8 protein-coding genes are annotated in these 12,536 nt (G+C 63.7%); all 8 read left to right on the top strand.

The window, feature by feature from the left end:
- Positions 1 to 6: 6 nt before the first annotated feature.
- Complete coding sequence (gene secE, locus DFO63_RS14790; protein WP_119007243.1) at positions 7 to 420, top strand: preprotein translocase subunit SecE; 414 nt, start codon at positions 7 to 9, stop codon at positions 418 to 420.
- A 10-nt stretch (positions 421 to 430) separates the two neighbouring features.
- On the top strand, positions 431 to 991 hold the full coding sequence (gene nusG / locus DFO63_RS14785) for a transcription termination/antitermination protein NusG (protein ID WP_004154362.1): 561 nt from the start codon (positions 431 to 433) through the stop codon (positions 989 to 991).
- A gap of 258 nt (positions 992 to 1,249) precedes the next feature.
- Positions 1,250 to 1,678, top strand: coding sequence for a 50S ribosomal protein L11 (gene rplK / locus DFO63_RS14780; protein ID WP_004145248.1), 429 nt, complete (start codon positions 1,250 to 1,252; stop codon positions 1,676 to 1,678).
- A gap of 4 nt (positions 1,679 to 1,682) precedes the next feature.
- Positions 1,683 to 2,381, top strand: coding sequence for a 50S ribosomal protein L1 (gene rplA, locus DFO63_RS14775; protein WP_004154350.1), 699 nt, complete (start codon positions 1,683 to 1,685; stop codon positions 2,379 to 2,381).
- Positions 2,382 to 2,767: 386 nt separating this feature from the next.
- Positions 2,768 to 3,304, top strand: a complete 537-nt coding sequence (gene rplJ, locus DFO63_RS14765) for a 50S ribosomal protein L10 (RefSeq protein ID WP_005408203.1) — start codon at positions 2,768 to 2,770, stop codon at positions 3,302 to 3,304.
- Positions 3,305 to 3,367: 63 nt separating this feature from the next.
- Positions 3,368 to 3,736 (top strand): 50S ribosomal protein L7/L12, encoded by a 369-nt coding sequence (gene rplL, locus DFO63_RS14760; protein ID WP_014036098.1) that lies wholly within the window; start codon positions 3,368 to 3,370, stop codon positions 3,734 to 3,736.
- A gap of 329 nt (positions 3,737 to 4,065) precedes the next feature.
- Positions 4,066 to 8,220, top strand: coding sequence for a DNA-directed RNA polymerase subunit beta (gene rpoB, locus DFO63_RS14755; RefSeq protein ID WP_049446770.1), 4,155 nt, complete (start codon positions 4,066 to 4,068; stop codon positions 8,218 to 8,220).
- A gap of 89 nt (positions 8,221 to 8,309) precedes the next feature.
- Complete coding sequence (gene rpoC, locus DFO63_RS14750) at positions 8,310 to 12,533, top strand: DNA-directed RNA polymerase subunit beta' (RefSeq protein WP_101764974.1); 4,224 nt, start codon at positions 8,310 to 8,312, stop codon at positions 12,531 to 12,533.
- Positions 12,534 to 12,536 lie beyond the last annotated feature (3 nt).

Below are 12,536 nucleotides of genomic sequence, written 5' to 3'. Positions count from 1 at the left end.
AGCCGGATGAATAGCAAGATCGAACACTCCAAGGACAACTCCGCCCACGGTGGGGATATCGTCAAGTATGTCGCCGCATCGCTGCTGGTGCTGGCCGGTCTGTTCGTCTGGTTCTGGTTCTCTGCCGACTCTGGTCGCGCCGCCCAGCTGGGTGCGTGGGCAGGTCAGCTGCGTGCGTTGGCGGTCGTGGTCGGTCTGGTTGGCGGTATCGGCGTGTTCATGCTGACCGGCAAGGGGCGCGACACCCGCGAATTCCTCTCCGAGTCGCGCTTCGAACTGCGCAAGGTGGTCTGGCCGACGCGCCAGGAAGCCATCCGCATGACGTGGGTCGTGATCGTCGTGGTGCTCATCCTCAGCCTGCTGCTGGGTGGCTTCGACTTCCTGATCCAGAAACTGACTCAGTGGTTCCTGGGCCGCTAAGGAGAATTGCATGAAGCGTTGGTACGTCGTTCACGCCTATTCGGGCTTCGAGAAGTCGGTGGCGCAGGCTCTGCGCGATCGCATCGTCCGTGACGGCATGGAAGAGCGCTTCGGCGACGTCCTGGTCCCGACCGAAGAAGTGGTCGAGATGCGCGCTGGCCAGAAGCGCCGCTCCGAGCGCAAGTTCTTCCCGGGTTACGTGCTGGTCCAGATCGAGACCCACGAAGAAGCCGGCATCCCGCGCATCGACAACGAAAGCTGGCACCTGGTCAAGGAAACCCCGCGCGTGATGGGTTTCATCGGCGGCACTGCCGATCGTCCGTTGCCGATCGCCGATTCCGAGGCCGAGGCCATCCTGAATCGCGTTCAGGAAGGCGTCGAGAAGCCGCGTCCGAAGGTGCTGTTCGAGCCGGGCCAGATGGTCCGCGTCACCGACGGTCCGTTCAACGATTTCAATGGCGTCGTCGAAGAAGTCAACTACGAGAAGAGCCGCCTGCGCGTCTCGGTGCTGATCTTCGGTCGTGCCACCCCGGTCGAGCTCGAGTTCGGCCAGGTCGAAAAGGCCGTCTGACCCGTCTGTAGAGTCGAGCCATGCTCGACTCCGGACCAGAAACCGGGCCTGGCCCGGTTTCGTTCGTTTACCTGCCGCTTCAGGCATGTGAAGAAAAAACCTGTTATAGTGCGCGGCTTCCCGCTGGGAAGGCCAGCAGGACGAGGCCGCCGCAAGGTGGCCTTCAGCATGATTTCAAAACGCGATGCCGGGACGCGTGATTCCCGGTCCGATGGGGAGCCTGTTGTCGAAAGGCGCTAGCACCCGGAGAGCACTCACATGGCAAAGAAAGTTGTCGGTTACATCAAGCTGCAGGTGAAGGCCGGTCAGGCCAACCCCTCGCCGCCGGTCGGTCCTGCGCTGGGTCAGCGTGGTCTGAACATCATGGAATTCTGCAAGGCGTTCAACGCTGCCACGCAGAAGCTCGAGCCGGGTCTGCCGGTTCCGGTGATCATCACGGCCTACTCGGACCGTACGTTCACCTTCATCACCAAGAGCACCCCGGCTACCACCCTGCTGAAGAAGGCCGCTGGCATCTCGTCGGGCTCCAAGCGCCCGAACACCGAGAAGGTCGGCAAGGTCACCCGTAAGCAGCTGGAAGAGATCGCCAAGGCGAAGGAACCGGATCTGACTGCCGCCGACCTGGACGCCGCCGTGCGTACCATCGCTGGCTCTGCCCGTTCCATGGGCCTCGTGGTGGAGGGTTAATAAGATGGCACAGACCAAGCGTGAGAAGGCCATCAAGGCCGCCGTCGTTCCGGGCAAGGCGTACGCCTTCGAGGACGCGATCAACATCCTGAAGAGCGCCACCAAGGCCAAGTTCGTCGAGTCGATCGACGTTGCCGTGCGCCTGGGCGTCGATGCGAAGAAGTCCGACCAGCAGGTCCGTGGCTCCACCGTGCTGCCGGCCGGTACCGGCAAGTCGGTCCGCGTCGCCGTGTTCGCTCCGGCCGGTGCCAAGGCTGACGAAGCCCTGGCCGCTGGCGCCGAAGCCGTCGGTATGGATGACCTGGCCGAGAAGATGCAGGCCGGTGATCTGAACTACGACGTCGTCATCGCGACCCCGGACGCCATGCGCGTCGTCGGTAAGCTGGGCACCGTGCTGGGCCCGCGCGGCCTGATGCCGAACCCGAAGGTCGGCACCGTTTCCCCGAACCCGGGCGAAGCCGTGAAGAACGCCAAGTCGGGTCAGGTCCGTTACCGCACCGACAAGGCCGGCATCATCCACTGCACCATCGGCAAGGCCGACTTCGCCGAAGACGCGCTGAAGTCGAACCTGACCGCGCTGCTGCTGGACCTGATCAAGGCCAAGCCGGCCACCTCGAAGGGCACCTACCTGCAGAAGGTTTCGGTCAGCTCGACGATGGGCCCGGGCGTCACCGTCGACCAGTCGTCGCTGACCCTGAAGTAATTGTTTCAAGCGGTCACGGTACCTTCGGTGCCGTGACCGTGACATTTGAAGGCATCGCTGGCAGTGCATCGCCCGCGGTAGCCGTCAAAGACCGCAGGCGCGGTCGTGGCAATACCGGCGACGGGCACGGAAGCTCGATCTGGCAAGGAGTCGCCGCCGGAGCAGTCATGAGCGCTTAATCGATTCCCCGGAATCACCCTGCGTAGATGGTGCCCTTCTGGAGTTTTTCTGGTTCACGCACGTCTGGGTTTCCCAGGTTGGCCCACTCCAGGTCTAGAACGGCCCACCCCCGGAACATCATCCCGATGTTCCCGGCGTCCAGGACGGATGCCGCACAGGACCGCACACGGCAGGAGCCGTAAGCGGAGTTCAATAGGAGGAGTGCAATGGCTCTCAATCTGTCCCAGAAGCAAGAAGTAGTCGCCGAGCTGGCAGACGTCGCCGCCAAGGCCCACTCCTTGATCGCAGCCGAATACGCTGGCACCACGGTCGCCCAGATGACCGCGATGCGCAAGCAGGCTCGTGAAACCGGTGTTTTCTTGAAGGTTGTCAAGAACACCCTGGCTTCGCGCGCCGTTGAAGGCACCGAGTTCGCAGTCGCACAGGACCAGATGGTTGGTCCGCTGCTGTACGCGTTCTCGCTCGAGGAGCCCGGCGCTGCCGGTCGCCTGATCAAGGAAGCCGCCAAGGGCAACGACAAGCTGAAGGCTAAGGTCGTCGCCATCGGTGGTGAAGTGTTCCCGGCGAGCCACGTCGACGTGCTGGCATCGCTGCCGACCCGCGACCAGGCCCTGGCCATGCTGGCCCGCGTCCTGACCGAGCCGGTCACGATGTTTGCCCGCGCCATCAAGGCCGTTGGCGAGAAGCAGGGTGGTGGCGATGTCGCCGCCGACGCTGCCGAGCCGGCCGCCGAGACCGCCTGAGTTTCGACTTACCGTGGTTCCTGACGGAACCTCAACCCAGAAAATCATCCAAAGGTATTAATCATGTCCCTTACCAACGAACAGATCGTCGACGCCATCGCCGAGAAGTCCCTGATGGAAGTGATGGAGCTGGTCAAGGCCATCGAAGAGAAGTTCGGCGTCTCCGCCGCTGCTCCGGTCGCCGTGGCTGCTGCCGCTGGCCCGGCTGCTGCTGTTGAAGAGCAGACCGAATTCGTCGTCACCCTGAAGACTGCCGGCGAGAAGAAGGTCGAAGTCATCAAGGCCGTCCGCGCCATCACCGGCCTGGGCCTGAAGGAAGCGAAGGACCTGGCCGAAGCCGGCGGCGTCCTGAAGGACAACGCTTCGAAGGACGAAGCCGAGAAGATGAAGAAGGACCTGGAAGCTGCTGGCGCGACTGTCGAAGTCAAGTAAGCAGTTACCTTGCATCGTCACCGATTCACGGCGATGCAGCCAAGGCTGGGGGCGTAAGCCCCCGGCCTTTGGTCGTTGTTGCGGTGTTGTAGATCCACGCTCTGCGTGGGTGTGAAAAACAGCAGGAAAAAGCCCAACACGGGCTGCAGTCAAACCCCGGCAGGCCAGCGCACGGCGCGGCAGCGGGGGAGTGGTAGCAGACGAGTTGGCAGTTGGAAGTAGCGGGAGAAGGCGTGCTGGTGCCGGCAATACCAGCGACTTCCAACTGACAATTTCAAGTTCCCTTCGGATCGTGGGCGCACGATCCGCACAACAAGGTGGAAGACCTCATGACGTCCTATTCGTTCACCGAAAAAAAGCGTATCCGCAAGGATTTCGGCAAGCAGCGCTCGATTCTCGAAGTGCCGTTCCTGCTCGCCATCCAGGTGGATTCCTATCGTGAATTCCTGCAGGAAAACGTCGATCCGGCCAAGCGCACGGACCACGGCCTGCACGCTGCGCTGAAGTCGGTCTTCCCGATCGCCAGCTACAGCGGCAATGCCGCCCTGGAATACGTCGGCTACAAGCTGGGCGAACCGGTCTTCGACGAGCGTGAGTGCCGCCAGCGCGGCATGAGCTACGGCGCCCCGCTGCGCGTGACCGTGCGCCTGGTGATCTACGACCGTGAGTCGTCGACCAAGGCCATCAAGTACGTGAAGGAGCAGGAGGTCTATCTGGGCGAAATCCCGCTGATGACCGAAAACGGCACCTTCATCGTCAACGGCACCGAGCGCGTCATCGTCTCGCAGCTGCACCGCTCGCCGGGCGTGTTCTTCGACCACGACCGCGGCAAGACCCACAGCTCGGGCAAGCTGCTGTACAGCGCCCGCATCATTCCTTACCGCGGTTCCTGGCTGGACTTCGAGTTCGACCCGAAGGACGCGCTGTTCACCCGTATCGACCGTCGCCGCAAGCTGCCGGTGTCGATCCTGCTGCGCGCGCTTGGCTACAGCAACGAAGAGATGCTGGCCGAGTTCTTCGAGATCAACACCTTCCACATCAACCCGGATGAAGGCGTCCAGCTGGAGCTGGTGCCGGAGCGCCTGCGTGGCGAAACTCTGGGCTTCGACCTCGCCGACGGCGACAAGGTCATCGTGGAAGCCGGCAAGCGCATCACCGCGCGCCACATCAAGCAGCTGGAAGCCTCGGGCATCGCTGCCCTGGCCGTGCCGGACGACTACATCGTCGGCCGCATCCTGTCGCACGACGTGGTCGACGCCTCGACCGGCGAACTGCTGGCGCAGGCCAATGACGAGATCACCGACGAGCAGCTGCAGGCCTTCCGCAAGGCCGGTGTGGATGCCGTGGGCACCCTGTGGGTGAACGATCTGGATCGTGGCCCGTACCTGTCCAACACCCTGCGCATCGACCCGACCAAGACCCAGCTGGAAGCCCTGGTCGAGATCTACCGCATGATGCGTCCGGGCGAGCCGCCGACCAAGGATGCCGCGCAGAACCTGTTCCACAACCTGTTCTTCACCTTCGAGCGCTACGACCTGTCCGCGGTCGGCCGCATGAAGTTCAACCGTCGCGTGGGCCGCAAGGAAACCACCGGCGAAGCCGTGCTGTACGACAGCAAGTACTTCGGTGAGCGCAACGACGAAGAGTCCAAGCGCCTGGTCGCTGCCCACGGCGACAGCTCCGACATCCTGGACGTGATCAAGGTCCTGACCGAGATCCGCAACGGTCGCGGCGTGGTCGATGACATCGATCACCTGGGCAATCGTCGCGTGCGTTCGGTCGGCGAAATGGCCGAGAACGTGTTCCGCGTCGGCCTGGTCCGCGTCGAGCGCGCGGTCAAGGAGCGCCTGTCGATGGCCGAGTCGGAAGGCCTGACCCCGCAGGAGCTGATCAACGCCAAGCCGGTCGCCGCTGCCATCAAGGAGTTCTTCGGCTCCTCGCAGCTGTCGCAGTTCATGGATCAGAACAACCCGCTGTCGGAAGTGACGCACAAGCGTCGCGTCTCGGCCCTGGGCCCGGGCGGTCTGACCCGTGAGCGCGCCGGCTTCGAAGTGCGCGACGTGCACCCGACCCATTACGGCCGCGTCTGCACCATCGAAACCCCGGAAGGCCCGAACATCGGCCTGATCAACTCGCTGGCCGTGTACGCCCGCACCAACCAGTACGGTTTCCTCGAGACCCCGTACCGCAAGGTCGTGGACGGCAAGGTCTATGACGAAGTCGAGTTCCTGTCGGCGATCGAAGAGAACGAGTACGTCATTGCGCAGGCCAACGCCCTGACCAATGCCGACAGCGTGCTGACCGAGCAGTTCGTTCCGTGCCGCTTCCAGGGCGAATCGCTGCTGAAGCCGCCGGCGGAAGTCCACTTCATGGACGTCTCGCCGATGCAGACCGTGTCGATCGCGGCCGCGCTGGTTCCGTTCCTGGAGCACGATGACGCCAACCGCGCACTGATGGGCGCCAACATGCAGCGTCAGGCCGTGCCGACCCTGCGTGCGCAGAAGCCGCTGGTCGGTACCGGCATCGAGCGCGCCGTGGCGCGTGACTCCGGTGTGACCGTGAACGCCCGTCGTGGTGGCGAGATCGTGCAGATCGACGCGGCCCGCATCGTGGTCAAGGTCAACGAGGAAGAGATCGTTGGCGCCACCGACGCAGGCGTGGACATCTACAACCTGGTCAAGTACACCCGTTCGAACCAGAACACCTGCATCAACCAGCGTCCGCTGGTCCAGGTGGGTGACGTCATCGCCCGCGGCGACGTGCTGGCCGACGGTCCGTCCACCGACATCGGCGAACTGGCTCTGGGCCAGAACATGCTGATCGCGTTCATGCCGTGGAACGGCTACAACTTCGAAGACTCCATCCTGCTCTCCGAGCGCGTGGTGGAAGAGGATCGTTACACCACGATCCACATCGAAGAGCTGACCTGCGTCGCGCGTGACACCAAGCTGGGGCCGGAGGAAATCTCCGCCGACATCCCGAACGTCTCCGAGCAGGCGCTGAACCGCCTGGACGAGAGCGGCGTGGTGTACATCGGTGCGGAAGTCCGCGCCGGCGACATCATGGTCGGCAAGGTCACCCCGAAGGGCGAAAGCCAGCTGACCCCGGAAGAGAAGCTGCTGCGCGCGATCTTCGGCGAGAAGGCTTCGGACGTTAAGGACAGCTCGCTGCGCGTTCCGCCGGGCATGGACGGCACCGTCATCGACGTGCAGGTCTTCACCCGCGACGGCATCGAGAAGGACAAGCGCGCCCGCCAGATCGAAGAGTCTGAAATCAAGCGCGTCAAGAAGGACTTCGACGACCAGTTCCGCATCCTGGAAGCCGCCATCTACATGCGTCTGCGTTCGCAGATCGTGGGCAAGGTGGTCAACGGTGGTGCTGGCCTGAAGAAGGGTGACGTGATCACCGACGCCTTCCTGGACGGCCTGAAGAAGGCTGACTGGTTCGCCCTGCGCATGAAGGACGAGGACGCTTCGGAAGCCATCGAGCGCGCCCAGAAGCAGATCCAGGCGCACGAGAAGGAATTCGAGCGTCGCTTCGCCGACAAGCGCGGCAAGATCACCGCCGGCGACGACCTCGCCCCGGGCGTGCTGAAGATGGTCAAGGTGTTCCTGGCCGTGAAGCGCCGCATCCAGCCGGGCGACAAGATGGCAGGCCGCCACGGCAACAAGGGTGTGGTCTCCAACGTGGTGCCGGTCGAGGACATGCCGTACATGGCCTCGGGCGAAACCGTGGACATCGTGCTGAACCCGCTGGGCGTGCCGTCGCGTATGAACATCGGCCAGATCCTGGAAGTGCACCTGGGCTGGGCCGCCAAGGGTCTGGGTCGCAAGATCCAGGCGATGATGGAAGCCCAGGCGGCGGTTGCCGACCTGCGCAAGTTCCTGGACGACATCTACAACCACGACGACACCAACGTGGCCAACCGTGTCGACCTGTCGCAGTTCAGCGACGAGGAACTGCTGCGCCTGGCCCGCAACCTGACCGACGGCGTGCCGATGGCCACCCCGGTCTTCGACGGCGCCACCGAAGCGGAAATCAAGCGCATGCTGGAACTGGCCGACCTGCCGAGCAGTGGCCAGACCCAGCTGTACGACGGCCGCACCGGTGAAGCCTTCGATCGCCACACCACCGTTGGCTACATGCACTACCTGAAGCTGAACCACCTGGTCGACGACAAGATGCACGCCCGTTCGACCGGCCCGTACTCGCTCGTCACCCAGCAGCCGCTGGGCGGCAAGGCGCAGTTCGGCGGCCAGCGCTTCGGTGAAATGGAAGTCTGGGCGCTGGAAGCCTACGGCGCGGCCTACACCCTGCAGGAAATGCTGACGGTGAAGTCCGATGACGTGCAGGGCCGCAACCAGATGTACAAGAACATCGTCGACGGTGAGCACGAGATGGTCGCGGGCATGCCGGAATCCTTCAACGTGCTCGTGAAGGAAATCCGCTCGCTGGCCATCAACATGGAACTGGAAGACAACTGATCCATGCCGGCGCGGCGGCCTCCGCCGCCGCGCCGCTGGCAGTCAACTGAAAGCCCATCGACACAGCATTCCTCCTTCTGGAGAACACCATGAAAGACCTGCTCAACCTCTTCAACCAGCAGCGCCAGACGCTGGACTTCGACGCGATCAAGATCGCGCTGGCCTCGCCGGACCTGATCCGTTCGTGGTCCTTCGGCGAAGTGAAGAAGCCGGAAACCATCAACTACCGTACCTTCAAGCCGGAACGCGACGGCCTGTTCTGCGCCGCCATCTTCGGCCCGGTGAAGGACTACGAGTGCCTGTGCGGCAAGTACAAGCGCATGAAGCACCGCGGCGTTGTCTGCGAAAAGTGCGGCACCGAAGTGACCCTGGCCAAGGTGCGTCGTGAGCGCATGGGCCACATCGACCTGGCGTCGCCGGTCGCGCACATCTGGTTCCTGAAGTCGCTGCCGTCGCGCATCGGCCTGATGCTGGACATGACCCTGCGTGACATCGAGCGCGTGCTGTACTTCGAAGCGTACGTGGTGACCGAGCCGGGCCTGACCGCCCTGGAACGCCGCCAGCTGCTGACCGAAGAACAGTACCTGCAGGCCCGCCAGGAGCACGGTGACGACTTCGACGCCGCCATGGGCGCCGAGGCCGTGTACGAACTGCTGCGCACGATCGACCTGCAGTCGGAAATGACCCGCCTGCGCGAGGAAATCGCCGCTACGGGTTCGGAAACCAAGCTCAAGCGCCTCACCAAGCGCATCAAGCTGATCGAAGCCTTCCTGGAATCGGGCAACCGTCCGGAATGGATGGTCATGACCGTGCTGCCGGTGCTGCCGCCGGACCTGCGCCCGCTGGTCCCGCTGGATGGCGGCCGCTTCGCGACCTCCGACCTGAACGACCTGTACCGCCGCGTCATCAACCGCAACAACCGCCTGCGCCGCCTGCTCGAACTGAGCGCGCCGGACATCATCGTGCGCAATGAAAAGCGCATGTTGCAGGAATCGGTCGATGCGCTGCTGGACAACGGCCGTCGTGGCCGTGCCATCACCGGCACCAACAAGCGCCCGCTGAAGTCGCTGGCCGACATGATCAAGGGCAAGCAGGGTCGCTTCCGCCAGAACCTGCTCGGCAAGCGCGTCGACTACTCGGGCCGTTCGGTCATCGTGGTCGGCCCGTACCTGCGTCTGCACCAGTGCGGCCTGCCGAAGAAGATGGCGCTGGAGCTGTTCAAGCCGTTCGTCTTCGCCAAGCTGCAGCGTCGTGGCCTGGCCACCACCATCAAGGCCGCCAAGAAGCTGGTCGAGCGCGAAGAAGCCGAAGTCTGGGACATCCTGGAAGAGGTCATCCGCGAGCACCCGGTGATGCTGAACCGTGCGCCGACCCTGCACCGTCTGGGCATCCAGGCGTTCGAGCCGGTGCTGATCGAAGGCAAGGCCATCCAGCTGCACCCGCTGGTCTGCACCGCGTTCAACGCCGACTTCGACGGTGACCAGATGGCCGTCCACGTGCCGCTCTCGCTGGAAGCCCAGCTGGAAGCGCGTGCGCTGATGATGTCGACCAACAACATCCTGTCGCCGGCCAACGGCGAGCCGATCATCGTGCCGTCGCAGGACGTCGTGCTGGGTCTGTACTACATGACCCGCTCGCTGGAAAACAAGAAGGGCGAGGGCATGGCCTTCGCCAACATCGCCGAAGTGAAGCGTGCCTACGACAACCGCGTGGTGGAACTGCACGCGCGCGTCAAGGTCCGCATCACCGAAGTGGTGACCGACGAAGATGGCAACAAGCAGAACAAGACCTCGATCGTGGACACCACGATCGGTCGCGCCCTGCTGGCTGAAATCCTGCCGGAAGGCCTGCCGTTCGCGCTGGCCAACACCGAGCTGACCAAGAAGAACATCAGCCGCCTGATCAACTCCAGCTACCGCCAGCTGGGCCTGAAGGACACGGTCGTGTTCGCCGACAAGCTGATGTACACCGGCTTCGCCTACGCGACCCGCGCCGGCGTTTCGATCGGCATCGATGACATGCTGATCCCGGACGAGAAGAAGGGCATCCTCACCGAGGCCGAAGCCGAAGTGCTGGAAATCCAGGAGCAGTACCAGTCGGGCCTGGTCACCGCCGGCGAGCGCTACAACAAGGTGGTCGACATCTGGTCGCGCACCAACGAGCGCATCGCCAAGGCGATGATGGACACCATCGGTACCGAGAAGGTGGTCAATGCCAAGGGTGAGACCATCGACCAGAAGTCGATGAACTCGCTGTACATCATGGCCGACTCCGGTGCGCGTGGTTCGCAGGCGCAGATCCGTCAGCTGGCCGGCATGCGCGGCCTGATGGCCCGCCCGGATGGCTCGATCATCGAGACGCCCATCAAGGCGAACTTCCGCGAAGGCCTGAACGTGCAGGAGTACTTCAACTCCACCCACGGTGCCCGTAAGGGTCTGGCCGATACCGCGCTGAAGACCGCGAACTCGGGTTACCTGACCCGTCGTCTGGTCGACGTCGCGCAGGACGTGGTGATCACCGAGGTGGATTGCGGTACCACCGAAGGCCTGATCATGACCCCGATCGTGGAAGGCGGCGACGTGGTCGAGCCGCTGAAGGATCGCGTGCTGGGTCGCGTGGTTGCCGAGGACGTGTTCCTGCCGGGCAACGACGAAGATCCGATCGTCACCCGCAACACCCTGCTCGACGAAGCCTGGGTCGCCAAGCTGGAAGATGCCGGCGTGCAGACCATCAAGGTCCGCTCGACCATCTCCTGCGAATCGGCCTTCGGTGTCTGCTCGCGCTGCTACGGCCGCGATCTGGCCCGTGGCCACCTGGTCAACATCGGTGAAGCGGTCGGCGTCATCGCCGCGCAGTCCATCGGTGAGCCGGGTACCCAGCTGACCATGCGTACGTTCCACATCGGTGGTGCGGCGTCGCGAGCTGCTGCGGTCGACAACATCACCGTCAAGACCACCGGCTCGGTCAAGTTCAGCAACCTCAAGTCGGTCGAGCACGCCAACGGCTCGCTGGTGGCAGTGTCGCGCTCGGGCGAAATCTCGGTGCTCGATGCCCACGGCCGTGAGCGTGAGCGTTACAAGCTGCCGTACGGTGCGACCATCACGTCCAAGGACGGTGATGCGATCAAGGCTGGCCAGACCGTGGCCAACTGGGATCCGCATAACCACCCGATCGTGTCGGAAGTGGCCGGCTTCATCCGCTTCATCGACTTCGTCGACGGCATCACCGTCATCGAGAAGACCGACGAGCTGACCGGCCTCGCTTCGCGCGAAATCACCGATCCGAAGCGTCGTGGTACCCAGGCCAAGGACCTGCGCCCGATCGTGCGCATCGTCGACGCCAAGGGCAACGACCTGTCGATCCCGGGTACCGACCTGCCGGCGCAGTACCTGCTGCCGCCGCGTTCGATCGTCAACCTGCAGGACGGCGCCCCGGTGGGCGTGGGCGACGTCGTCGCCAAGATCCCGCAGGAAGCGTCGAAGACCCGCGACATCACCGGTGGTCTGCCGCGCGTGGCCGATCTGTTCGAAGCGCGCAAGCCGAAGGATCCGGCGGTGCTGGCCGAGCGTTCGGGCATCATCAGCTTCGGCAAGGACACCAAGGGCAAGCAGCGCCTGATCATCAAGGACACCGATGGTTCGGAGCACGAAGAGCTGATCCCGAAGTACCGCCAGGTCATCGTGTTCGAAGGCGAGCATGTCACCAAGGGTGAAACCATCGTGGACGGCGAGCCGAGCCCGCAGGACATCCTGCGTCTGCTGGGTGTCGAACCGCTGGCGGCCTACCTGGTGAAGGAAATCCAGGACGTGTACCGCCTGCAGGGCGTGAAGATCAACGACAAGCACATCGAGGTGATCACCCGCCAGATGCTGCGCAAGGTCGAGATCACCGATCAGGGCAGCAGCAAGTTCCTGAACGGCGAACAGGTGGAGCGTCAGCGCGTTATCGAGGAAAATGCGCGCCTGTCGACCCGCAACGAGCTGCCGGCGCACTTCGATCCGGTCCTGCTGGGTATCACCAAGGCGTCGCTGGCGACCGAATCGTTCATCTCGGCCGCTTCGTTCCAGGAAACCACCCGCGTGCTGACCGAAGCGGCCGTCCGCGGCACCTCGGACAACCTGCGTGGCCTGAAGGAAAACGTCATCGTGGGTCGCCTGATTCCGGCCGGTACCGGCCTGGCGTACCACAGCAACCGCCGCCGCGGCGCTTCCGGTCTCACCGAGTCGGAAATGCAGACCCTGGCCGGCACCCCGGCTGCGGTCGAGGCGCCGGTGGTTGAAGCCGAAGCTGAACAGGCGTCGGGCGAAGAATGAGGT

The organism is Stenotrophomonas sp. AG209 (assembly GCF_003550055.1).
Taxonomy (GTDB): Bacteria; Pseudomonadota; Gammaproteobacteria; order Xanthomonadales; family Xanthomonadaceae; genus Stenotrophomonas.
The sequence above is the reverse complement of the archived record's forward strand: the minus strand, read 5'-3'. Positions and strand labels throughout refer to the sequence as shown.

Coding starts and splice junctions, on each gene's coding strand:
- rpoC (WP_101764974.1), top strand. CDS start 8,310: ATGAAAGACCTGCTCAACCTCTTCAACCAGCAGCGCCAGACGCTGGAC.
- rplL (WP_014036098.1), top strand. CDS start 3,368: ATGTCCCTTACCAACGAACAGATCGTCGACGCCATCGCCGAGAAGTCC.
- rplJ (WP_005408203.1), top strand. CDS start 2,768: ATGGCTCTCAATCTGTCCCAGAAGCAAGAAGTAGTCGCCGAGCTGGCA.
- rplA (WP_004154350.1), top strand. CDS start 1,683: ATGGCACAGACCAAGCGTGAGAAGGCCATCAAGGCCGCCGTCGTTCCG.
- rplK (WP_004145248.1), top strand. CDS start 1,250: ATGGCAAAGAAAGTTGTCGGTTACATCAAGCTGCAGGTGAAGGCCGGT.
- secE (WP_119007243.1), top strand. CDS start 7: ATGAATAGCAAGATCGAACACTCCAAGGACAACTCCGCCCACGGTGGG.
- nusG (WP_004154362.1), top strand. CDS start 431: ATGAAGCGTTGGTACGTCGTTCACGCCTATTCGGGCTTCGAGAAGTCG.
- rpoB (WP_049446770.1), top strand. CDS start 4,066: ATGACGTCCTATTCGTTCACCGAAAAAAAGCGTATCCGCAAGGATTTC.